Annotated in this window: 15 protein-coding genes; 9 read left to right on the forward strand and 6 right to left on the reverse strand. The window is 41.7% G+C overall.

Annotated features, from left to right (window positions below):
* Positions 1-9: 9 nt before the first annotated feature.
* The 3 genes from LV85_RS16220 to LV85_RS16230 all read right to left on the reverse strand — a co-directional run bounded on the left by LV85_RS16220 (position 10) and on the right by LV85_RS16230 (position 5,425).
* Positions 10-3,486 carry a SusC/RagA family TonB-linked outer membrane protein gene (locus tag LV85_RS16220; protein WP_111321337.1) on the reverse strand — a complete coding sequence of 1,159 codons (3,477 nt, stop codon included), beginning with the start codon at positions 3,484-3,486 and terminating at the stop codon, positions 10-12.
* Positions 3,487-3,685: 199 nt separating this feature from the next.
* On the reverse strand, positions 3,686-4,612 hold the full coding sequence (locus LV85_RS16225; protein ID WP_111321339.1) for a FecR family protein: 927 nt from the start codon (positions 4,610-4,612) through the stop codon (positions 3,686-3,688).
* Positions 4,613-4,804: 192 nt separating this feature from the next.
* The gene (locus tag LV85_RS16230) at positions 4,805-5,425 is read right to left on the reverse strand and encodes an RNA polymerase sigma factor (protein ID WP_111321341.1); all 621 of its coding nucleotides are present in this window, start codon (positions 5,423-5,425) and stop codon (positions 4,805-4,807) included.
* A 409-nt stretch (positions 5,426-5,834) separates the two neighbouring features.
* On the opposite strand from LV85_RS16230, the gene LV85_RS16235 reads away from it, so the two are divergent.
* The 5 genes from LV85_RS16235 to LV85_RS16255 all read left to right on the forward strand — a co-directional run bounded on the left by LV85_RS16235 (position 5,835) and on the right by LV85_RS16255 (position 15,095).
* Positions 5,835-7,088 (forward strand): PepSY-associated TM helix domain-containing protein, encoded by a 1,254-nt coding sequence (locus LV85_RS16235; protein WP_111321343.1) that lies wholly within the window; start codon positions 5,835-5,837, stop codon positions 7,086-7,088.
* A gap of 403 nt (positions 7,089-7,491) precedes the next feature.
* Entirely contained in the window at positions 7,492-8,160 is a 669-nt protein-coding gene (locus LV85_RS16240; protein WP_111321345.1) for a response regulator transcription factor, read from the forward strand.
* Positions 8,157-9,536 carry a sensor histidine kinase gene (locus tag LV85_RS16245; RefSeq protein WP_111321347.1) on the forward strand — a complete coding sequence of 460 codons (1,380 nt, stop codon included), beginning with the start codon at positions 8,157-8,159 and terminating at the stop codon, positions 9,534-9,536. Before LV85_RS16240 ends, LV85_RS16245 begins: the two co-directional genes overlap by 4 nt.
* 73 nt (positions 9,537-9,609) lie before the next feature.
* Positions 9,610-13,935 (forward strand): CusA/CzcA family heavy metal efflux RND transporter, encoded by a 4,326-nt coding sequence (locus LV85_RS16250; protein WP_111321349.1) that lies wholly within the window; start codon positions 9,610-9,612, stop codon positions 13,933-13,935.
* A gap of 26 nt (positions 13,936-13,961) precedes the next feature.
* Positions 13,962-15,095, forward strand: coding sequence for an efflux RND transporter periplasmic adaptor subunit (locus LV85_RS16255; RefSeq protein ID WP_158531195.1), 1,134 nt, complete (start codon positions 13,962-13,964; stop codon positions 15,093-15,095).
* Between the two features lie 465 nt (positions 15,096-15,560).
* On the opposite strand, the gene LV85_RS16260 is transcribed toward LV85_RS16255, so the two are convergent.
* Both LV85_RS16260 and LV85_RS16265 read right to left on the reverse strand, forming a co-directional pair.
* Positions 15,561-16,250, reverse strand: coding sequence for a LytR/AlgR family response regulator transcription factor (locus tag LV85_RS16260; protein WP_111321353.1), 690 nt, complete (start codon positions 16,248-16,250; stop codon positions 15,561-15,563).
* Complete coding sequence (locus tag LV85_RS16265) at positions 16,247-17,272, reverse strand: sensor histidine kinase (RefSeq protein WP_111321355.1); 1,026 nt, start codon at positions 17,270-17,272, stop codon at positions 16,247-16,249. Before LV85_RS16265 ends, LV85_RS16260 begins: the two co-directional genes overlap by 4 nt.
* A 183-nt stretch (positions 17,273-17,455) precedes the next feature.
* Here LV85_RS16265 and LV85_RS16270 point away from each other — a divergent pair, with 183 nt between their 5' ends.
* Both LV85_RS16270 and LV85_RS16275 read left to right on the forward strand, forming a co-directional pair.
* Positions 17,456-19,825, forward strand: a complete 2,370-nt coding sequence (locus LV85_RS16270; RefSeq protein WP_111321357.1) for an outer membrane beta-barrel family protein — start codon at positions 17,456-17,458, stop codon at positions 19,823-19,825.
* Positions 19,826-20,031: 206 nt separating this feature from the next.
* A complete protein-coding gene (locus LV85_RS16275; RefSeq protein WP_111321359.1) occupies positions 20,032-20,388 on the forward strand; it encodes a hypothetical protein in 357 nt (118 codons plus the stop codon).
* A gap of 71 nt (positions 20,389-20,459) precedes the next feature.
* Here LV85_RS16275 and LV85_RS16280 read toward each other — a convergent pair whose 3' ends face one another.
* Complete coding sequence (locus tag LV85_RS16280) at positions 20,460-22,001, reverse strand: sulfatase-like hydrolase/transferase (RefSeq protein ID WP_111321361.1); 1,542 nt, start codon at positions 21,999-22,001, stop codon at positions 20,460-20,462.
* A 353-nt stretch (positions 22,002-22,354) separates the two neighbouring features.
* On the opposite strand from LV85_RS16280, the gene LV85_RS16285 reads away from it, so the two are divergent.
* Entirely contained in the window at positions 22,355-23,455 is a 1,101-nt protein-coding gene (locus LV85_RS16285) for a glycoside hydrolase family 130 protein (protein WP_111321363.1), read from the forward strand.
* A gap of 76 nt (positions 23,456-23,531) precedes the next feature.
* Positions 23,532-23,975: a GNAT family N-acetyltransferase gene (locus LV85_RS16290; RefSeq protein ID WP_111321365.1), complete on the forward strand. Its 444-nt coding sequence runs from the start codon at positions 23,532-23,534 to the stop codon at positions 23,973-23,975.
* Positions 23,976-24,045: the final 70 nt, after the last annotated feature.

Here is a 24,045-nt window from a genome sequence, read left to right on the forward strand (position 1 = left end):
AAAGATTGATCAGAATGTCACGTTAAGATTGAATCCTAAATTCCGTGTAGAAGGCATCTCGCCATAGGAAAACCCCTGCCCGTTGCCTCCTTTGTCATCAACCTCAGGATCCATATGCGGATGATTTTTATAAAGTATCGCCAGGTTTCGTCCAACGAATGAAAGTTTCATGGTTTGTATGAATTTGTTTCCTAGGAAGTTTTTAGGGAAAACGTAACCCAAGGAGAGCTCACGAAGCTTCACGTAGGATCCATCAAATATTCCCGTTTCATGATAGGTTCGAGGATTTTGTGCATTCCAGAAAGTGCTAGCTGCTGCTATTACGTCATTGGGTACATATTCCGGGTTTTCAGTAGTGCCAATATTTTTGACTCCTTCACCAATCACACCTTCTTCTCTGCCTGTTTCAGTTTCGGCGTATTGACCTGTTTTTCGAGCTAGGCCAGTTCCCACATCGAAGATGTCGCCACCCATTTTGATGTCGATCAGCGTGTTGAGTTCTAATCCTTTGTAAGCGAGCGAGTTGCTCCATCCGCCTATCCAGTCAGGCTGGATATTCCCTAGAACATATGTGCCTTCATCAATTACTGGGAGTCCATTATTGTAAACAATCTCTCCTTCTGGGCTTCTTAAGTATCTTCTTCCGTATAGGGAACCGTAAGGCTGGCCCACTCTGGCTTCAGAAGTCAAGGAGTTTTGAGTTGCTAGGATGTAGTTGTCAAGCCCTTCTGCTAGTTCTACTACTTGGTTTCGGTTTCTGGCAAAATTGAAAGCGGTAAACCAGCTGAATCCGGATGCTGTATTAATAGGTGTTGCGTTGATGGTAAGCTCGATTCCTTGGTTGGTGATTTCTCCAGCATTTAGAATCTGACTACTATAACCTGAGGCAGTAGATATCGATACAGCAAGGATTTGGTTGACTGTAGATTGATGGTAGTATGTGAAGTCAATTCCAATTCTGCCTTCTAGAAACCTTAAGTCTAATCCTATTTCTTTTCCAGTAGTAATCTCAGGTTTTAGAGATCTGTTTGCTATCTCGTTTGACTCAGCGTAAGTAGGAATCGCACCAGCCCACAGCCCTTCAGAAGAATAAACTTGGTTCAATAAGTAGGGGTCTGCGTCATTGCCTACCTGAGCGATACTTCCCCGGATTTTAGCAAATGAAAGAAAGCCAGACTGAACATCGAAAATATCAGTCAAGACAGCACTCATCGCCACCGAAGGATAGAAGAAGGAGTTATTATCCGTTGGGAGAGTACTTGACCAGTCATTTCTTCCGGTTACATCAAGAAATAAGTAATTGTTGAACCCAAATTGCGCTGAGCCGAAAACACTATTTACAACTTGCTCGCTGATAGAGCTGGATGGAGTAACTGGGCTAGCATAGTTACCTAAATTATAAAGGCCATCAATCGTTAATTGTCCCACATAGACAGAGTTGCTTTTGTAGTGATTAACTCTGTTGTTTGCACCAGCTTGAAATTTGAGTGAAAGTCTTTGAGTGATGTCTTTGTCGTATGTTAAGATTACATCACTGTTTGTTTCTTGACTACTAAGGACGGATTCGGTATAAGAGCCGAATCTTTTTACATTGTTTTTGTAGCTCTCTGCACTGTGAATATTTATTCTGCTGTCACTCCAGTAATCCGTACCAGATCGAGCCATGATGCTGAAATTCTCATTTATGTCATAATTCAAAGCAATGCTTCCTACCAAGCGGTCTTTTTCATTTGAAGAAGGAAGATATTTTTGGTTGAAGAATGGGTTGGAGAAATATTCGTGCTGCCAGTTGGCATAAGGGTAGTCATCACCATCTCTGAAAGTGAGTCTTTGAACATCGTAGTAATCTTCCCAATTTTTAAGCTTGGTATAATCGGTATGTCTGTGTGCCCAAATAAAATCCTGGCTTCCTGAGAAGCTTCTGTTGTCTGAACCTGATTTTACATATTCAGCATTCACACTCATTTGAAGCTGAGGGATGAATTTGTAAGATGTGTTAAGTTTGAAGTTGTTCCTGTAATAGTCATTGTCGGCCATGATGCTGGTTTGATCCAGTCTGCCAATGGAAGCTCTGAAGCTTCCTTGCTCATTTCCTCCGGAGAGTGCTATTGAGTTGGAGAAACTGTGTCCAGTCTCCCAAAAGTCCTCCCAGTTATTTGGTTGTGGTAAAAGCGCGACTTTCTCTGGTGCAGAATACCAAAGCGGTACTAGACTTCCATCCATTGGGGCTCCCCAGCTTTCATCCACACCTGCGGTACCACGGATTCCGTCTGCATCGTAGCCATTCCTCCCGTCTACATACCAAGTTCTATAGCCAGAACCGCCACCATAGGTATTTTGAAAATCCGGTTTGATCAATGGATTGTCAAAAGTCATGTTGCTGTTGAATTCTATGCCCAAGCCTTTGGTGCCTGAACCATTTTTAGTAGTAACCATAATGACCCCATTCGCTGCACGAGAGCCATATAGGGCTGCTGCGGTTGCGCCCTTAAGAATTGTCATTTCTTTAATGTTGTCAGGGCTTATTTCCGATAGACCATTTCCATAGGTTCTACTGGAAGTTTGTTCTAAAGGCACTCCATCCACCACTACGAGCGGCTGATTATTTCCGGCAACAGAAGACGAGCCTCTGATTACGACATGGGCGCCACTACCTGGCATAGAGTTTCCTGTTACTTGAACTCCGGATATTCGACCTGAAAGGCTGTTCGCCACATTAGTAGGGCGTGACTCTGTGAGCGCACTTCCGTCTACACTTTGTGTGGAATAGCCTAGCGCTTTTTTGTCTCGCTCTAGTCCGAAGGCAGTCACGACTACTTCGCTCAGTGCTAGATCGGATGATGCTAATTCTATATTGAAAAAAGAGGTAGACCCAACTTTGATCTCTTGAGTAGTAAAGCCAATGAAAGAAACCATCAAGATTGCTTCTTCACTATTATCTGGAAGGTTTAAGGAGAATTTTCCATCGACGTCAGTTACCACGCCGTTCATGGTTCCTTTTATCAGTATGCTTGCTCCAGGAATAGGGATTTGATCATCATCCATCACCAAACCTTGTATAGTTCTCTCTAATTTTTCGATGGATGGTGAAGAGAGATGGTAAGAGAGAATGGAAGGTGTAGGTATAGATACAGTTTCTTGATTTTCTGATTGTTCAAGCATATAAAAACTACCTGAACCTTTTCTGTAATTCAGCTGACTTCCTTTCAGGATTCGCTGCAGATTCTCTTCAGCACTAAGTTTGGTATTGATCGCTGCAGGGAATCTTTTCTCTGAGTCCACTAGAGCTGACGGATATGCTATAGATATAGCATATAGGTCCTCGAGTTCTTTGAGTGTTGATTCCAGATTTTTCTGGTCCAGCTTCTGGTCTGAAACTGGGGCTTTGGCAAATTGTGTAAGATTTTGGCCTTTTACGGTGACTGGGAGTGCTAGCACTCCAGTCAGCCCAACTACCAATAGATAACGGGTAAATTTGATGAGCATAGATTAACAGGTTAGTGGTTAGAATGATACCTCGCGTTTATTTTGGGTCAATTGCTAATCATTCATAGATCCGGATATGGTATATATCCTGATCTCACTAGTGTAATTTTCGACTGTGGTGTTTGCCAGAGTCGTTGCTCGAACTAAGTTTACTAGTAATTATATTTGCCTGCTATCCGGCCGAAAGGCAGGCGGTAATCTATTGAACTCGAATTGTGTTTTGCTCGAATGCAATCGGAGTATCGTAAAGTGCTGCGATATTTTCGATCACCTCTGTTGGATTGTCTGTTAGCGGTAAGCTCCCTGAAATAAGCTGATTGGTTAGTGGTATTTTTTGCTCAATCAGTTCTAGGTCATACATTTCAGTTACTATACTCAAGACCTCATCAAGGCTTTCGTTTTGCATCCGTAATTTCCGCTCCTTCCATGCAAGTAGTCTAGTTGGTTTATTGGTTGTTTTACTTTCTATTTGATGATTTTCTAAGTTTAGTTTAATGGTTTCCCCTGGTGATACCATTAGATTAGCATCGCCTTCTTTTCCTTGATACCCAAGCTTCACACTTCCTTCTATTAGCGTAAGTTTGTGAATAGGGGGCTGATTTTTGAAATTGAATTCTGTTCCAAAAACCTCAACTTCCATTACATCTCCTTCATTGATCACGAATCTCTTTGATTCCGTGTCTTTGGCTATATCAAAGTATGCCTCACCTATCAGTTGCACCTTTCTATCAAATCCAAATGCCTTGGTATATGAGAAGGATAAGCTCGAGTTGGAATTCAAAAGAGCTGAAGATCCATCTGGCAATGCTATTTGAAGGGTTTCATTTGCTCCGGTTTGATAAGTTTGTATTTCTAATTTCAGGCTGCTCCAAAGTCCGATGTTCATTGCCAGTATTAAAAGTGCAGAAGCTGCAATTTTGGAGTATCGGAAAATCATCTTCCTTTTCTCTGCTTGCTTAGCTTGTTTTCTGATTCCGCTCTTTATTTCAGCTAGTAATTTTTTCTTTAGTGCCTTTTGTTCTTCAATGTCCAATTGGTCTACATAATCCGATTCACTGGTTTCTTCAGCCCAGGCGCAAGCCTTTTTAGCATCTTTTCGAAATATGTTGGAACCCTCTTCATTCATAAGTTCAGTGTTATACTATATATGTCAACTCAGACAGAATTATCCTCCATAGTAAATGAAAAATAAACCAACTTTTTTATTTTGTGCTCGTTTAATGTTGGTTTTGATGCTTTTTATACCCTAAAAATTAATTGTGCACAAAAAGTGTAATAATGAAATTTTTTAAAAGAGGAGGTATTGGGCTAGGGGCTGTTAGCTGATATAGGGTGTGACGATGAGTATTTCGAAAAGTGAACCTGATCCAATAAGGGTAATTGTAGAAAGAATAAATTCTCTTAGGCTGATTCGTATATCTTTAAGCGCGCGCATGATATGTTTTTCCACGGTGCTCACAGAGATTTCAAGAGTTTCGGCGATTTCTATATAGCTCAGCCCTTTATTGAATCGGAGTTGATATACTTTTTTGCGCTGTGGTGGAAATTCCCGTACTACTTTTTTGATGTTTGACTTCAGGTCGTTGAAAAGAACTTTTTCGTCAGATCCAGAGCTAAGTTGCTCTCCTTTTGTTTTTTCTGTCGCTGAATATTTATCCCGTATGCTTTGGGATTTGTATTGATTGATTATCCGGTAATTCACCGAGGTAAACAGGTAGGAGGAGAGTGAGGTGTGAATTTCTAGCTTAGCTCTCTTGGTCCAAAAATCAATAAATACTTCCTGTACTATCCCTTCTACAATTTCTTTTTTGCCGAGCTTTTTGTAGCCGTAATTGAACAGGCGCTTCCAGAAAAGGTCGTAAACCTCAATAAATGCTGACTCATCATCATTCTTTATTCTTTCTATGATTTCCTTTTCGTTTAGCACTTCTTCGGGCATAGGGTATTCTACTTAGAATTTGATCTTTTAAAATTACTAATTCAGCGAAAGTTGGTTTAAAATATTTATCTAAACGCAATAATTTCTGTTAAACTATTAAATACTGGTTGTAAATGAAATAGATGATCTCAATTTTTGTTTCAAAAATCAATAATCAGGGTAAAATATCGTTTGTTTGATCGTTAATCACTCGATTTGTAATTAAATAACTGAAAATCAGGATTTAGTACTTGTTTGAGGCGATTTAAATTATTAAGAAGCTTTATTTTTTTTGCTTTATCGACATATAGTTCAGGTACTGGTTTCGCTAAGAATTTTCAATTCTTTCTTAGATTAAATCTAAATAATAAAATACTTCCTTATTTTTGCGTCCAGTTATTAATTCCATTCCCTTTAAACTGACCATTTTATGCAGCCAAAGAAATCTACTGCTTGGAAAAGCATCCGAAATATTTTTGACCAAGTACACTTGTATGCGGGTTTAATTTCTGGTTTGGTGGTGATCGCAGTATGTCTAAGCGGTACTATATACGTGTATAACACTGAGATCCGTGAGATGATGGATTCGGAGCTTTACTTCGTGGAGGAAGCTGGTCAACGTATGTCTGCTGATGAGTTGAAGAGTTCTTTGGAGAAAAGCACTGATTCGAATGTGGTAGGCTTGATGTGGAATGAGGAGGCTGATCGTAGCGTGCAGTTTACGATGAAGAAAGAAGGAGAAGAGGGAAGAGGAAGTACTTATTATGTGAATCCTTATTCTGCTGAGGTATTGGGGAACACTTCCGATCGTACTCAGACTGCAGAATTTATGGGCTATATGTTTAGTCTCCACAGGTGGTTGTTGCTGGATAAAATAGAAACTCCTATCCTGGAGAGCATGGGAAATCGTGATTTGGGAAGGTTTATCAATGGTGTTGCTACGCTACTTTTTTTACTTGGAGTGATTACGGGTATCGTGATCTGGGTTCCAAATAAAGTAAAGAATTGGAAGCAGGGCTTGAAGATCAAATGGTCTGGAAATTGGAAGCGTGTCAATCATGATCTACACAATAGCTTAGCCTTTTATTCTCTGATTTTCCTTTTTATCATGGCTGCTACTGGTCCATTCTGGTCCTATACCTGGTATAGAGAAGGTTGGCAAAAAACTTGGGATACTTACCAGGCTCCTGCGCCTCAAGGAAAGACTGCTACAAAGCCAAAAGCTGATGCTAAGCCAGAACTTGCAACTCCGATAGAAGAAGGAGCGCTAGCTGTCCTTTCTTTGGAAGAAATTTTTGCAAAAACGAATGCTGAACTTCCGTATACCGGTAATATTAGAGTTACGCTCCCTTCAAAAGCTTCTGAGCCAATTAGCATAAGTAAGTATAGAACAGGTTTTTTCGCTAGAGCAGGCTCGGATCAGTTGAAATTATCTTCAGCAGATCTGTCTGTTACAGAGGCTAATTTGTTTTCTGATTTGCCATTCCGCCAGCAGGTAGGTAGATCGGTCAAGTCTCTTCATGTTGGAGATATTTTTGGACAATTCTCCAAGTTTCTATGGTTTGTAGCTTGTTTGATTGCGACCTCTCTGCCGATCACTGGTACTTTGATCTGGTGGAATAAGAGAAAAAAGAAACCTACTAAGAAAAAACCAACTAAACAGCGTGTGGCAGAAATGGCATAAAGCATTCAAGACCTTCTGATTTCGGAAGGTCTTTTTTGTTTTTACCACGAAGGCCACTGAGGTTTCTCAGAGGGCGCAATGTATAGTTGTCTCCAGAAGCTGGACTTGATTTAGGTTACATGTTTTGAGAAATCCCCCTTGCCCCCTTTAGAAAAGGGGGAGTGGCCAAATTTGATCATCTACAATTGATTTTAGAAAACAGGCTGTTTGTGGGCTTGGATAAAAAAACTTTAAGAGAATCTTAAGCCTTTGAATTACAGAGCTTGGATTGATTTGCTAACTTTTGCGAAGCAAAGCACAACAAACGAGGAGTAAAGCCAAATGAAGAAACAGAATCGCCTTGCCTTAAGGCTTGTAGTGTCGCTGTGACCTTTGTGCTCCGTGGTAAAATTTTAAGAAGAACATGCGAATTCTAGTCGTAGAAGATGAACCGGGGATTGCCGGATTTTTACAGCAAGGCTTGGAAGAGGAATCCTATGCAGTGGATGTAGCTGAAAATGGTGAAAAAGGCCTTCAGCTCGCACTAAGTGGAGATTATGATCTCTTGCTTCTGGATTGGATGCTGCCTTTGAAAAGTGGAGTAGAGGTCTGTCGGGAATTCAGAACCCAGTTTTCCAATACGCCTATTATTTTTCTCACGGCAAAAGATACGGTGGACGAGACGATCATCGGACTACAATCTGGAGCGAACGATTACATCAAAAAACCTTTTCACTTCGAAGAATTATTAGAGAGAATTCGAGTTCAACTACGCGCTAAAGGCGGTTCGGAGGAAAAATATACACTTGGCCCGATTACGCTTTTCACAGACAGACATCAGGTTCTCAAAGGAGAAGAGGAAGTTCAGCTGACGCAAAAAGAGTTTGCACTACTGGAATACCTCATGAAAAACAAAAACCAAGTTTGCCGACGCACGCAGATCATCGAGGATGTTTGGGATATTCATTTTGACTATAACACCGGTGTGATTGACGTTTTCATGAATTCACTTCGAAAGAAATTGCATTTCAACACCAACGAAGATTACATACAGACAGTGCGTGGTGTAGGCTATATCGCAAAGGATCTATGATAGTCTCCTACAAAGAACGCATAGCTCGTAGGCTGACTTTGGTCACGGCTCTGATCGTATTGCTGGTATTTGCGATCATTTACTTGGTAGTGGATTACACGGTGGTTCAAAGCATCGATCGTGAGCTAAAGCTAGAGACTGAAAAGCATGTTGGTCAGATTTTTTTGGTGAATGGGGAGATTCGTTTTGTGCACAAAGACGAGTGGCTGGAGCAGGAACATAGTCAGATTCAGCTCAATCCGATCTTTATTGAGATTGTAGATATGGAGGGAAACTCCATGGATAGATCTCCCAATCTTGGGGAGAATCATTTGAGTTTTTATCCTGACCGAGCAAAAAATCATGAAGCTTGGACGCTCAAAACTGGAAGTAGGGAGGTGCGTCAGATGCAGATTCCACTTAATCACGGAGGAAATCAAGAGGGTTTTATGCTGGTAGCAAAGTCATTTGAAGATGCCCGGCAATTGCTCACTAATCTCAGAAATATTCTGCTGATTTTATACCCTGGGATCCTGATTTCCTTGTTTTTGGCCATGCGTTTTTTGGCAGGAAAGAGTATTCAGCCTATTCAGAAGATCATCCAGAAGACCAATCTTATTTCTCAAAGCAACCTCAATGAGCGCATTCCAGTAGCTGAACCTAACGATGAAATTGCCCAGCTGACACGTTCCATCAATGAGCTGCTAGCGAGATTGGAACAGTCACTGAATAGAGAAAAGCAATTCACCTCTGATGCATCGCATGAGTTGAGAACGCCACTGGCTGTGATGCGGGGGACGCTTGAAGTGTTGATTCGCAAGCCGAGGACCTCGGAGGAATATGTAGAAAAGGTCAAAATGGCATTAGGGAGTATAGACCGGATGTCGGAGATGATTGATCAATTGCTTTCTCTCGCTAGGGCAGGGAAAGGCAAAATGAGTAAGGAAGAAGTAGGGTTGATTTCTTTTACTCAGAATTTTGCGCAGCAAATACAGAAAGAGTCAGGGAGGGAAATTGTATTCGAGACCAATCTTTCTACGCCGCTTTTTACGCTGGTCAATGAGCAGTCACTGCAGATGATCTTGAGTAATCTCAGCCAAAATGCGATCAAATACTCTGAGCCAAGAACTAGTATCCAAGTGCAGGTTGGTAGTCATGAAGGTTCCCCATTTATAGAGATTAGAGATAAAGGGAAAGGGATTGCAAAGGAATCTTGGGATAAGATTTTTGATCCTTTCTATAGAGAACAGGATGATGCTGGAGCTACCGTTCAGGGTACTGGACTGGGGCTAGCAATCGTGAGAAAACTTGCACTCGAATCTGATATTCAGGTGGAAGTGGAGAGCGAAAAGGGTAAAGGATCTGCTTTTAGATTGATTTTCAGCCCAGAGATTTAAGGCAATCTTAAGGGAGTTTTTCGGGCTTTACGAAGCCTTTGGGTCATTTTTGTAATTCAAATTTGACCCTCCCATGTTAGATCGAATTATACAATGGAGTATTGGGCATAAGCTCATCATTTTCATTTTTATTGCCGCCTGGATAGGTTTTGGTGTGTTTGCCCTCAGCAACCTACCCATAGGCGCCGTGCCTGATATCACGACAAATCAGATTCAGGTGATTACCACTTCCAGGAATCTAGCGACGGAAGATGTGGAGAAATACCTGACCTACCCCGTGGAGTTGGAAATGGCCAATCTTCCTGGGGTTATCGAAATCAGGTCTGTTTCTAAGTTTGGGCTATCGGTCGTTACCATAGTTTTTGAGGATAAAATGGGCACTTACCTTCCCCGGCAACTCATTGCGGAGCGGATCAAAATAGCTGAAGAAAGTATTCCTAAAGGATTCGGAACGCCGATTATGGGACCAATCTCAACGGGTCTCGGAGAGATTTTTCAATATGTAATCGACGTAGAGCCAGGTTACGAAGCTGAGTATGATATCACTGATCTTCGGACGATTCAGGATTGGGTAGTTCGCCGACAACTTTCAGGCATCGAAGGAGTGGTGGAGGTAAATACCTGGGGAGGCTACTTGAAGCAATATGAGGTTGCCATTAATCCTGAGCGATTGAAGGGAATGCAGATTGATATCGCTGAGGTATATCATTCACTTGAACAGAATAATTCCATCGCTGGGGGTGGGTATATTGAGAAGACAAACGAAAGCTTTTTCATCCGAGGAGAAGGTCTGGTTTCTAGCTTGGAGGATATTGGGAATATAGTCGTAGAGGTTAGAAATGGCTCTCCTATTTACATTCGAGACATCGCCGAGGTTGGCTTTGGGCATGCGAATAGATTTGGTGCTATTACTGCCAACGGCGAGGGAGAAAAAGTACTAGGTCAGGTGATGATGCTAAAAGGGGCGGATTCTAAAGGTACTATTGATCGGGTCAAGGAGAGATTGGAAGAGATGAAGTCTTCACTCCCCGAAGGGATTGTTATCAATGGGTTTTTGGATCGTTCGGAATTGATAGGGAAAACCACATTTACCATTGCCGAGAACTTGATTTTAGGTTGTCTGATTGTTGTTTTTGTGGTGGTTTTGCTACTGGGTAATTTCCGATCTGGATTGGTAGTGGCTTCTGTGATTCCGCTGAGTTTGCTTTTCGCGTTGTCCATGATGTATATCTTCGGAGTCGATGCCAATTTGATGAGTTTGGGAGCAATTGACTTCGGGATTATCATAGATGGAGCAGTGATCATTGTAGAATTTATTGCCTTTCAATTCACGCGTGCTGACCATCAGTTGGCTGGGCTGTCGAAAAAACAACGGCAAGCAAAGAAGGATGAGATTTCTTTTACTGGTGCTAGCAAAATGATGCACTCAGCGATTTTTGGGCAGATTATCATCATCATCGTATTTATTCCGATTTTATCTTTGACAGGTGTAGAAGGCAAGATGTTTCGCCCTATGGCAGAAGTATTTTCCTTTGCCTTGATTGGGGCAATGATTTTGGGTTTGACATACGTCCCAGTAGTTTCAGCCCTTTTTCTGAAGACTACTCCTCCAGGACCAAAAAATATTTCCACCATAATAATCAATGGAATAAACAAGGTATATGAACCGGCGATTACCTGGGCTTTGGATCATACGAAGGTAGTTTTAATTAGCGCTGTTGGCTTGTTGGTGGGTACGATTTTGATTTTCTCCACTATGGGATCTGAGTTTGTTCCTACGCTAGATGAGGGAGATTTTGTGATTCAGCCTTTTTTGAAAACAGGAACTACACTGACTAATACAGTGGAAACCATCACGGAGATAGAGAAAATCCTGAAGCAATTTCCAGAAGTAAATCAAATCGTGACCCGAATAGGAGCGGCGGAAATCCCTACAGATCCCATGTCTATGGAGGAAAGTGATGTGATCGTGACCCTAATTCCCCGCTCCGAATGGACGACAGTAGAGACTAAAGATGAGCTTGCAGAGAAATTCAAAGAAGCGCTGGAAGTGATACCAGGGATGGAATATGAATTTACCCAGCCTATAGAGATGCGATTCAATGAGCTGATCACTGGTGTGCGGGCGGATTTGGCGATCAAGGTTTTCGGTGAGGACCTCGATGTTTTGCTGAGTACGGCTGAAGAAATAGAAGCTGCAATCCAAGGGGTAGAGGGAGCCGCAGATATTATTTTGGAAAAAGTAGATGGTCTTCCACAGATGAAGATAGAGTACAACCGAGGCAAAATCGCCAAGTTTGGATTGAATATTTCTGATTTGAATGAGGTTGTGACTATGGGTTTTGCGGGGATGAGTGCAGGTAAAGTGTTTGAAGGGGAGAAGCAATTTGATTTAGTTGTGAGATTTGCGGATCCTTTCCGAAAGGATATCCGTCACTTGGAGCAAGCTTCCATCCAACTTCCCAATGGTGGTTCGGTGCCGCTATCCGAATTGGCGACGATCAGCTATACCAAAGGCCCTTCGAAAATCTCCCGTGACAATACCAATCGCAGAGTAGTGATCGGTGTGAATGTGAGAAATCGTGACTTGCAGTCTGTGGTGGATGATATACAGGCAATTGTTGCTAATGAAATTATACTGCCTGAGGGCTATAGAGTTGATTATGGTGGACAGTTTGAAAACTTACAAAAGGCCAGAAATAGATTGATGATCGCTGTTCCGATAGCCTTATTCTTGATTTTCGTGCTGTTGTACTTTGCTTTTTCTTCTAGTCAAGATGCCTTGATGATTTACTCAGCTATTCCACTTTCGGCCATAGGAGGAGTTTTGTTACTCTGGGCTAGAGATATGCCCTTTAGTATTTCTGCTGGCGTGGGATTCATCGCACTTTTCGGCATAGCCGTGTTGAACGGAATCGTATTGATTGAACATTTCAAATCCATGGAATCACACTATACAAATATCAAAGATCTGGTAATCAGAGGTGCCAAAGAGCGCTTGAGACCAGTTTTACTGACTGCTTCCGCGGCTGCGCTAGGCTTCTTGCCTATGGCTATTTCCAATTCTGCAGGAGCTGAGGTGCAAAGGCCACTGGCGACGGTGGTCGTAGGAGGATTGATTTCTGCTACTTTCCTAACCCTGATCGTGCTTCCTGTTTTGTATGTTTTATTCAAAACTAAATCAGGATCATCTTCTTCCTCTTCCAAAAAAGTCCTGACTTCCTTAGTCCTGATTTCTATGGTATCTTTTGCTGCCAAGGCTCAGGAAACTCCGCTGACGCTGGAACAGGCAGTTGAGATCGGATTGGAGCGAAATCTTACACTGAAGGCTGCGGACAAGTCGCTGGAGATGGCCAATGCCAAAATCGGTCAAGGCTGGAATCTCGACAAGACGAATGTCTATTATGCGGAAGATAAAAATGACATTGCCGAAAATGGAGTCTTTAACAGAAAGTGGGGGCTAAGTCAGAGTTTTGCTTTTCCTACCCTCTACGGAGCACAAAAAAATGCTTTGGAAGCTGGGGCTGCCATGCAACTCAGCCAGTTTGAACTTCAAAAGAGAAAGCTGGAAGGGGAGATTAGCAAGGGATTTATTGAAGTGAGGTATTGGCAGGAGCTGATTGAAAACTATGAGTATTTGGATTCTCTCTATACCGAATTTAGCCGAGCTGCTTCGCGGAAATTTGAAACGGGAGAAAGTAATTACCTTGAGAAATTGACGGCTGAAGGGAAACGCCAGGAGATCAGTCTGAAGAAATCTGAAGCGGATGAGAATTACCTGATGGCATTGGATCAACTGAAATTAGTGCTGAATTGGGAAGGAGAATTGATACTTTCCAAGGAGGATATTGAAATGGATCTTCCGGTGAATGAAGAATGGTCATCTCATCCTGGTGTAGAATATTATGAAAGCGCTGTCCTACAATCTGAATATCAAATTCAGACCGAGAAGAGAAAGCTGCTACCGGATATCAATGTGGAGGTATTCCGTGGCACAAACCCAGGTGCAAATGCCAAGGTTTATCCAGGATTTCAGGCGGGAATTGCTGTTCCGCTGTTTTTCGGATCGCAAAAATCTCATGTGAAAACGAGCGAATTTCAGCAACAGAAAATCCAACTCGAGGCTGAGCAATATCGGAATCAGTTGGAAACACGAGCGCAGCAACTGTACCGGCAAATGGATCAGAATATCCGAGTGATAACCTATTACGAAGCCGAGGGTAAAACGCTTTCGCTTCAAATTCTAGAACAAGCTCAGCGATCGTACCAAGAAGGCGAAATTGACTTTCTCCAGTATGTGCAGCTCATGGAGAATTCCAGGACGATCACGCTACAATACTTGCAAAGCAAATTTGCCTATCAACAAACTATTTTGGACATCAACTACCTTCTGAACTGATGAGAAAATTTCCTATAAAATCACTAATGAACGCTACGCTTTTGGTGGGTTCGCTCTTGTTCTTTCAATGCAAAGGTGCCGATGAAGCCCAATCTGGAGGAGTCGAAGTCGAAGCAGGCACTTCTTCAGGTCCTTTTATTATGGTTTCTCAGAAGCAGTTTGAAACCATGAAGATGAAATGGGGTAGTCCAAAATTGGAAGAGTTCTCCGAAGGTATTGCTGTGCAAGGAATGGTGAAAGTTCCAGTGGAGGGAATTCAGGAGATCTCAGCCTATTTCGGGGGCTATGTCTCAGGCTTGAATAAGTTGGAAGGTGAACCTGTACGGAAAGGCGAAGTTCTTTTCTATTTAGAAAATCCTGATTTTATCCGTTTACAGCAAGATTTTCTAGAGGCAAATAGCCAGTTGAATTACTTGAAGACAGATTTTGAGCGTCAAAAAACCTTGTATGATGAGAATATTTCATCTCAGAAAAATTATCTAAAAGCAGAGGCAGATTATCAGTCGACCAAAGCCAGAGCAGAGAGTCTGAAGCGTCAGTTGGCACTGATCAATATCAATGCAGATCAGTTGAAGCCAGAGAATATCCGCTCCAAAGTACCAGTGCTTTCTCCTATAGCAGGTTTTGTAGATGGGATTCATTTGGTGCAAGGTTCATTTTTACCTGTGGCGGGAAAGGCTATGACCATCATCAGCAAGGAGCATTTGCATATGGAATTGGTGGTTTTTGAGAAGGATGCGGCACATGTTCACGAAGGACAAAAAGTGCTGGTTTCTATACCAGACATACCTGGTAAGACTCTGGAAGCGGAGGTATTTGTCGTTGGGCAATCCATTAATAATGAGCGGCAGATCAACGTCCATGCACATTTGATTAATGAATCTGATGAGGAGTTACTAGTGCCGGGGATGTTTTTGGAAGCAAAGCTTATTCAGGATCCTAAAGAAACTTGGGTGATTCCCGTAACTGCTGTGGTAGTGTCAGAAGGAGAAAGCTATGTATTGGTTCAGCGGGAAAAGACCGACACTGGATTCAAACTGGAGAAAGTAGCCGTGAAAACTGGACTTGAAAGCGATGCCTTGATAGAGCTTTTGCCGAATGAAGCCTTGGATGAGAATACGCTGATCTTGACTCATGGTGGTTTTAACCTGCTCCCTTAAGGCGTTTTAAGCGCGGAAATCAGGGAGGGCGCACAGAGGCCTGAGAGAATTTAAAATAGAAAAGTTAACATTGAGTGAAGTGAAAAAAGTGTTGGTTTCTAGCTGTTGATTTATGGATAAGTCCCATTCGGGACGATAGATTTTATAGCCTCGTGTTTCAATCTTTTAACCGCCGAGTTCACGAAGGATAACGCGGAGCGCGCAATCAGAGTATTGACAATTTTTAGGAAAGGGGCCTTTTTGGTTCCGGTCTGTGAGGACACAGACCGGGGTGATTGCTTTACTGTTGTTTTGGCCGATTTGCAGTCAATCAAAGAATCGAGGTTCCGCCAAAACCAGTTCAAAGTGTATAGGCAGGGATTTTAAATCTTCTTTAATAATTTCGAGGTTACAATCCATAACAGCTGAATTTCCGGTATGTGGAGACGCAGGCCGGGGCATATTTTCTAGCTTGATCAGACTTAATTATTTCAGGAACCTCTCCATAAACTCTTCTCGATAAGTTCTGCCGATTGGTAGAACAGCGTCGTCTTGGAGGTGAACTTGGTTGCCGCTGAGTTTGATGATTTTGTGGATATTTACCACGTAGGATTTATGAATTCTATAAAAATCATCTTGATTCAATAATTCTAACCATTTTTTCATTGGTTCAGAGGAAAGGTGCTTTTTGTCTGCAAGACATACTTCACAATAATCACCATCGGCGGCTAGGTAAATAATGTCATCAAAAGCTATACGGATATGTTCATAACCGATCTTGATGAAGTGTTCTTTTTTAGATTGATTTTCAGTTTCGCCTGAGAGCTCAGTGTGTCTTCTCACTTTTCCCACGGCCTTCACAAATCGCTCAAAAGAGAAAGGCTTCAGCAGATAGTCCACCACATCCAGCTCATAGCCATCCAGAGCATACTCTGAATAGGCTGTGGTCATAATTACCTGTGGTCTTTTGGAAAGACTCTTAAGAAAAGAAATTCCAGAAAGCTTGGGTAAATTGATGTCCAAAAACATTAGATCCACAGATTCGTTCTGGAGAAAATCCATAGCCTGCATAGCATCTCCAAAAGTGCCCACCAGTGTCAGTGAACCTATATCGGCTATGTATTTTTTAAGGATTCGCTGCGCAGGTTGCTGATCTTCTACGATGATACACCTCATGCCTTGCTCAGTTTGATCTTAAGCTTGACGAAAAACTCCTCTCCATTCTGATCAATCTTTAATTCATATTGCTCAGGATACAGCAAATTGAGTCTTTTCTTTACATTTTCCAGACCGATGCCCTTCAAAGGAGATTCCACTGGAAAGTAATTATTTTGGCAAATGAAAGTAAGTTCGCCGCTCTCATTTACTTTGATGGATACAGCTATTTTGATTTGATCCGACTGACCTGACTGACTATGTTTGAATGCATTTTCCACAAAAACATTCAGAATCAAAGGCGAAATCTGGTAGTCTTCGGCTATGTTTTCTGTATCAAACTCCACTGTTCCTCTACCCTCAATTTGCAATTCATAGAGTTGGATGAAGTTGCGAAGATGCTCTATTTCTTTGCTCAGCAGGACGGTGGTTTCCCTGCATTCATAGAGCATGTAACGAAGGACTCCACTGAGTCCTAGAATGATTTCAGGTGTTTTAGGAGATTGCTCTACTGCATAAGAATAGAGATTGTTAAGATTGTTGAATAGAAAATGAGGGTTGATCTGAGAATTCAGATAGGACAGCTCGCTTTCCTTCACCATCACTTTCAGCTCGTCTAGTTCCCGTTGTCTTTGGGTGGCATCCCAGGCGATTTTCATCCCCGCCAAAGCGACCAACACAGACAGAATCTTTCCACTACTTAAAAGGACTCCCTTGAAATCCGCCATTCTTGTTCCTGGGAAAACATAAGGGTCAAGCAAAAATTCCTCGATGAATAAAACTCCCACCAGGACAAACAAGGTGTATAATCCGAATTGTAAATACTTTTTGCTGTAAAAAAACTTAGGCAAAAACACGTAACTGATCAGGAGATTTGCCCAGACATAATTTAGGAAAAACCAAAGTTGATACCAATGAAGCTCGTATCTCAGCTGTCCCTTTTCATGATCCATAATCACAAAATGGAACACAAGCAGATGTATGATGATCTGGAAGATCCATTCCTTTTTTACAGACTTATGTTGGGTGGCGCTTGAATCCATAAATCAAATTAACTCCTCAAAAATATTAATAAAGAATCAAGTCGGTAAACAGCCATATTTTACCGACAAACGACAAGGTAATAGGCTTTTTGTAGTTTGTCGGGAAAGTCTGGTCGTTCATCGGTTATATTTTTTTAGACAGATTCTATGCCCCAATTTTGAGCTAAATAAACCTGCTAAACCATGAATCGCATACTTATTTGGATCTTATTTTTTGGACTGGGAACAACTTCCGCCTACTCACAAGGTATAGAAGTTACCGGAAAAGTAGTAGATGCCAAGAGCCAAAATCCTATTGAATTTGCAACTATCAAACTCCTGGATGAAGATTCTGGACAGATGATCGCCGGTACTACTACACTGGCTGATGGGACTCTAATCTTATCCACTGAGAGTAAGAATTTTTCTGTTGAAGTGAGTTTTATAGGTTTTATCAGCCAACAGATCAAAGATATTCAGGTCGTAAATAGTAAAGTTAATCTGGGGACAATCGCCTTGGAAGAAGATACGCAGCAGATGAACGAAGTAGTGGTGCAGGCCGAAAGATCTACCACTGAATTTCAATTGGACAAGCGAGTATTCAACGTAGGACAGGATCTGAGTAGCACGGGAGCCAGCGCCTTGGATGTACTGAATAACGTGCCTTCTGTGACAGTAAATATTGAAGGACAAATTCTCCTTCGCGGAACAGGTGGAGTGCAGGTTTTGATTAATGGTAAACCATCAGTTCTTACTGGTGACGGCGGAAATGCACTAGGTACCTTGACTGCTGATATGATAGATCGGGTAGAAGTGATGACTAACCCCTCTGCCAAATATAATGCAGAAGGCGTTTCTGGGATTATCAATATCGTCCTGAAAAAGGAGGATAAGAAGGGCGTGAATGGATCTGTCTCGTTAAACACTGGTGTTCCGAACAACCACAGTTTAGGTTTTAGCCTGAATAAACGCACCGAGAAGTTCAATCTCTTTAGTCAAATCGGAGTGGGAAAACGAACTATGCCCGAGGATTTTGAGTCACTCAATAGAAATTTGAGTACAGGAGCAGAAGTGCAAAGTGTGGGTGAAGTGGAAAAGAATGAGAATTTTTTCAACCTGATTTTAGGTACTGATTATTACTTCAATGATAGAAATGTCATTACCGCATCAGGTAATTATGCATTCGAGGGGGAATCCGAAACATCTTCAGGGGATTTTAGCACCTATGATGGACAGGGGTTGCGATTGTCTGGTTGGCAAAGAAATGAAGAAACCGAAGCTTCCAATCCAAAGTGGCAGTATGAAATGCAGTTCAAAAGTGATTTCACTGAAGATGGAGATCATTTTCTCCTAGTTAGTGCGATAGGAAGCTCTTTTGCAAAAGATCAATCATCCAGCTATATCAATATCCCTACATATGGTGACGGAGCACAGTCGCTGGAGCAATTGAGCGACAATGATTTTAGCCAAGCTGAATACACTTTTCAGGTAGATTACACCAAGCCAATAGCGGAGAAATTCACATTGGAAACAGGAGGTCAGTATTTTATCCAAGACGTAAAAAATGACTATGCTATCTCTGACTTTGAATCAGGTGATTGGGTGGTGATTCCTGAGCTTTCCAATAATTTCTTTTACACTCAAAAAGTATTGGGAATATATGGGACGGGGGCTTATGAAGCAGATAAATTCGGGTTGAAGGTGGGGCTGAGAATGGAAAATACGAACATTCATACCTTGTTGGAGGAAACTGATGAGGAAAATAATCAGGCATTCACTAATCTATTTCCGACTGTTCATGCTTCCTATAAGGTAGCCAAAACCTTCTCTATGCAAGGTGGTTATTCAAGAAGGATTTCCAGACCAAGATTCTTTGACTTGAATCCATTTTATAATATCCGAAACACTTACAGCGTATCCACGGGAAATCCAGATCTGCTACCGGAGTACACTGATAGCTATGAAGTGACAGGGATTTTGGATCATTCTCTATTTTCGCTGAGTGCATCCATATACCATAGATACATCACCCAAACGGTAGAAGACGTGACGATTCTCGAAGATGGTATCAACATCACCAAGCCCATGAATATTGGGACTAACAAGGTCACAGGGCTGGAGGTCAATGGTAAAATGACGCCTACAGATTGGTGGTCTTTGAGCGCAGATTTTAATTATAATTATTTCGACAGATCAGGGACATATGAGTCTGCTCCTTTCGGATTTCAATCCAATCAATGGACTGGCCGTCTGACCAATAAGTTTGACTTACCAGCAGATTTTTCCTTGGAACTTGTCAGTGATTACCGCTCTTCGTATCAAACATTCCAAAGAAATATCAGTGGCTATGCCATGGCCGATATTGGTGTCCGTAAGAAAATCATAAATGGAAAGGTTATCGTAAACCTCAGCGTGAGAGATGTGTTTGCTTCCAGAATTTCTGAAAGTGAAACATTGAATCCTGATTTCTATCAATACAGCTACCGCCAAAGAGGTCGCTTTGTGACTCTAGGGGTGAGTTATGGTTTTGGTAAAGGAGAAGCGATGGAATTTAGCGGAGGTAGAAGGAGGTAGACAAAGATTTTAAGCTATCAATTAGATTAGAAAGCACTTATTGTTTCTGTTTAATACCAATTACAGAGATGAATTTAAAGATGCATAGATAGGGTTCAAGAAAAAAATCCAAGCTCGAGTGGGCTTGGGTTTTTTTGTCTGATTCATGCAAGTGAGTATCTCAAGTTTTGTTACTTTAAGTTTTTATATGATCCCATTTGGCAACTATGGATAGAGCGAAAATCATAGATTATTACCTTCAAAAAATTAGCGACAAAGACTTCGATCTGTATGACGTTAGGAAGGAACTAGAAAAGAACGACATAGAAGAAGAGGAGATTCGAATCATCATTAGATTACTAGATAATCAAATCCAACGACAACTTGTTCAGACTTCATATCGGGATAAATCAAAAGAGATGATTGGGATAGGAGCTGTCTTAACATTCGTTGGGGCACTTATTACCATTGGGACTTATACAGGAATTCTCAATACAGGAGATTCATTTCTGATTGTATATGGGCCTGTTGTAGCTGGGATTTCAATATTAGTTGGGGGCTTGTCGCTACGTAAGAAATTGTAATTGGGCGTTTCAGCCTTTCGCGCAACACGATAGATCGAAAACAAGGGTTCACCTGCTTGTCTCGAGTCTCCTCACTTAGGTATTACTAATTCCAATACCTGTCCATCTTTCATTGGATACTGAGCCTTTTTGTTCATCATTTCTTCGGAAAGTACCTCCATCATTGTTATGAGTTGGGCAGGATTAGATTCTGCGAGATTTTCAGTTTCAAAAGGATCTGTTTTCAAATTGAAAAGTTCATACCTAGGTTTCGATTCGATGGGATAATGATAAATGACTTTCCAATTCGATTTTACCAAACTTGTGAAATAATTTGAGCGATGATCTCCATGAGGGAAATGATTTAGAAAAAGCTCTTCACTGCTGCTGTTTTGTTTGGAGTTAAACTGAGCCTGCAATTGAGAACCATCTAAGATGTGTCCTTCAGGATTAGGGATATCTGCTAAGGCTGTCAGGGTAGGAAATAAGTCCATGATGGTTCCAGCTTGCTCCTGAATAGCATTTTGGGCTATTGGCAATCTCAATTGATTTGGTGAACTGGCATTCGGACTTACCCAAGCAGCGATAAAGGGAACTCGCATTCCACCTTCCCAGTGATTACCCTTTTTGCCTTTTATTGGAGTTGAACTGCTGTAATCATTTTCTATAGGTAATGGTGCATCCGAACCGTTATCACCTAGGAAAATTACAAGTGTATTTTCTCCCATGCCAAGATCCTTCACATGTTGTATGATATCTCCCAAGGATTTGTCAATTCCTTCTATCAGTGTCGCATAGGCCTGGGCTTTTTCTGGCATACCGGAATCCTTATACTTTTCTGCAAATCGTGGATCAGAATAAAAAGGTGCATGCACAGCATAATGCGCCATGTTGAGGAAAAAAGGCTTGCCTTCTTCTTTTGCTTGATCAATAGCAGCATTGGCTTCCAGTGTCAATGCCTCTGTCAGAAATATGTCCTGTCCATGGTATTTTTCCAAACCGGGTACTGCTCTCGATTTATTTCCTCCCGTCAGTCCAAAGGATTCCGTGCCCAAATAGCTCCCCGGTTGCCCAATTGAGCTCCCGGCAATATTGATGTCAAATCCCAGATTGAGCGGATCTTCGCCTTCACTATTGAAGGGTCCGTAATGTGCTTTTCCTACATGAATAGTCTTGTAGCCATGTTGTTGTAATAGTCGTGGCAGTGTTATGGAAGCTTGGGTGAGTCCTTTCCAGTTCCAGTCTGCTGGACCAAATTCGGTTCGGTTGTTTTCTTCAGATCTGATCCAATTGGTGACGCCATGGCGCGCAGAGTTTTGCCCAGTGAGTATGGATGTTCGGGATGGGGAACAGACAGAATGGGCATAAAAATTTGAAAACCGAATTCCCTGACTGGCTAGTTTCTCCATGTTTGGAGTGTTGTAAAACTCATTCAATGGATAACTGACAGGATTGCCATGATCATCTGTGAGAAAAGGCAGTGAAGTATCCATCAGCCCCATATCATCTACCAAAAACACAATAATATTAGGAGGAGAAATCGTTTTTTCTTCTTCTTTGCTAGCACAGGCAGCGGCGAAAATTACCAAGACTGCAAACAGAGCTACTTCAATCGACAATTTATATTTCTTCATTTATGAGTTGGTTCTGGGGAAATTGAATCAAGGAGATGATATGGCTGCAGCCACTGATAATTCTATCCGAAAGTAATTAATAGTTTTTTGAATGTGAAAGGTAGATTTGTATGCTATTCGAAAAGTGTTGCTTTATTGAGTTGAAGAGACCTGGACAGCGCTGAATAAATGGAAGCAATTACTTCCAAGTTATCAAGCTGTTATTCCCATCAAAAATCTTCATTCTTTTTTGGTGTATTGTGAAGAACTGAGATGGGTTTAGGGTCGATTTTAAATTCTTTAGTGTCTATGCTGCACATATCTTTTTTTCTCAGCGTTCGAGAGTCTACCTTATGTGAATAAACCCTGCTCCCATGAAGAAGTCCCTATCATTTATCCTGCTGATATTTTCTTTTTTGACTGTAACAGCACAGGATAAAACCTGGATGCTCGGGCCTTTTCAAAGACCTGAAGCGGCCAAGCCTATAATTTCTCCTCAGGCTGGTAGTACTTTCGAAGATCCCATGACAGCTAGGACTGTGGCTTGGGAGTCTATGGCCACCTTTAATCCTGCAGCTATCGCTCGAAATGGCGAAGTATATGTGCTCTATCGAGCGGAGGAAAAATTGGGTGATACGGGGATTGGTGGACATACTTCGAGAATAGGATTGGCAAAATCTGCAGATGGATTTGCGTTTGTACGAGAGTCAGAACCGATCTTTTATCCCAAAGATGATAATCAAAAGGAATTTGAATGGACTGGCGGCACCGAGGATCCTAGAATCATAGAAACTAAGGATGGGGTGTATGTTATGACTTACACACAGTGGAATAGGGATGTTCCTAGACTTGCCGTGGCCATTTCTAAGGATCTTCGCCATTGGGAGAAGCATGGGCCGATTTTCAAAGATTGGAAGGATGGAAAATACCATAACACAGAATCCAAATCTGGTGCTATTGTGACCGAATTGAAGGATGGAAAGTTGATAGCTGCCAAAATAGCTGGCAAATATTGGATGTATTATGGAGTGCCGCACATTTGGCTAGCTACTTCAGATGACTTGATCCATTGGCAACCAGTAGAAAATCATGAGGGAAATCGGGTGCCTGTCTTGAGCCCTCGTGCAGGATACTTTGATTCTTGGTTGGTAGAGGCTGGTCCTCCACCTGTGTTGACCGAAGATGGAATCGTTGTGCTCTATAATGCTGGCAATTCCCAGCAGGTAGGAGTTAAGAACCTTGGTAATCGCGTTTACACTGGTGGACAGGCACTTTTCTCAGCTACGGAGCCTTGGAAACTTTTAGATCGAGTAGAAAAGCCTTTTATTCAACCCACATTAGCCTTTGAAAAATCAGGGCAATATCCTGAAGGAACGACTTTTCTAGAGGGCTTGGTGTATTTCAAAGGTAAATGGTTGCTGTATTATGGGACTGCAGATAGTATGGTTGGTGTGGTGTCTGCCGAAGGAGATTGATTTAGACTATTTTTGAGGATAGGTATTTTGACTCTGCATTTGGCAGACTTTGCTAAAACCTACATTTTTATATTCTATGAACTATCACCTTGATCAAATCCAGGTTACAGAATATCCCGAAGTCGTAGATCTCTGGGAACTCTCTGTCCGGGCTACGCATGGTTTTTTAAAGGAAGAAGATATAGCCTTTTTCAAGCCATTGATTTTAAATGTGTATTTGAATGCAGTGGAGCTGAACAGTGTAAGAGCTGATTCTGGGCAGATTCTAGGGTTTTCTGGTGTGGCAGAGGGAAACTTGGAAATGCTTTTTGTGCATCCTGATTTTGCGGGGAAGGGAATAGGCAAAACCCTCCTACATCATGCTATTAAGCATCAACTTGTCACCAAAGTGGATGTGAATGAGCAGAATCCTAAAGCAATCAAGTTCTACTTGAAAAATGGTTTTGAAATCCTCGGCCGATCTGAACTGGATGGTACAGGCAAACCTTATCCAATTTTACATTTAGAATTGCATAAGTGAAATCCATGAATAGTGGGTATAGGCTTGCTGTATCGTGGGACTGCAGATAGATTCTGTCAGTGTCTGTCGG

Origin of the sequence: Algoriphagus chordae (genome assembly GCF_003254055.1) — a bacterium.
GTDB classification, from domain to species: domain Bacteria; phylum Bacteroidota; class Bacteroidia; order Cytophagales; family Cyclobacteriaceae; genus Algoriphagus; species Algoriphagus chordae.

Coding starts and splice junctions, on each gene's coding strand:
- LV85_RS16220 (WP_111321337.1), bottom strand. CDS start 3,486: ATGCTCATCAAATTTACCCGTTATCTATTGGTAGTTGGGCTGACTGGA.
- LV85_RS16225 (WP_111321339.1), bottom strand. CDS start 4,612: ATGAATGAAGAGGGTTCCAACATATTTCGAAAAGATGCTAAAAAGGCT.
- LV85_RS16230 (WP_111321341.1), bottom strand. CDS start 5,425: ATGCCCGAAGAAGTGCTAAACGAAAAGGAAATCATAGAAAGAATAAAG.
- LV85_RS16235 (WP_111321343.1), top strand. CDS start 5,835: ATGCAGCCAAAGAAATCTACTGCTTGGAAAAGCATCCGAAATATTTTT.
- LV85_RS16240 (WP_111321345.1), top strand. CDS start 7,492: ATGCGAATTCTAGTCGTAGAAGATGAACCGGGGATTGCCGGATTTTTA.
- LV85_RS16245 (WP_111321347.1), top strand. CDS start 8,157: ATGATAGTCTCCTACAAAGAACGCATAGCTCGTAGGCTGACTTTGGTC.
- LV85_RS16250 (WP_111321349.1), top strand. CDS start 9,610: ATGTTAGATCGAATTATACAATGGAGTATTGGGCATAAGCTCATCATT.
- LV85_RS16255 (WP_158531195.1), top strand. CDS start 13,962: ATGAACGCTACGCTTTTGGTGGGTTCGCTCTTGTTCTTTCAATGCAAA.
- LV85_RS16260 (WP_111321353.1), bottom strand. CDS start 16,250: ATGAGGTGTATCATCGTAGAAGATCAGCAACCTGCGCAGCGAATCCTT.
- LV85_RS16265 (WP_111321355.1), bottom strand. CDS start 17,272: ATGGATTCAAGCGCCACCCAACATAAGTCTGTAAAAAAGGAATGGATC.
- LV85_RS16270 (WP_111321357.1), top strand. CDS start 17,456: ATGAATCGCATACTTATTTGGATCTTATTTTTTGGACTGGGAACAACT.
- LV85_RS16275 (WP_111321359.1), top strand. CDS start 20,032: ATGGATAGAGCGAAAATCATAGATTATTACCTTCAAAAAATTAGCGAC.
- LV85_RS16280 (WP_111321361.1), bottom strand. CDS start 22,001: ATGAAGAAATATAAATTGTCGATTGAAGTAGCTCTGTTTGCAGTCTTG.
- LV85_RS16285 (WP_111321363.1), top strand. CDS start 22,355: ATGAAGAAGTCCCTATCATTTATCCTGCTGATATTTTCTTTTTTGACT.
- LV85_RS16290 (WP_111321365.1), top strand. CDS start 23,532: ATGAACTATCACCTTGATCAAATCCAGGTTACAGAATATCCCGAAGTC.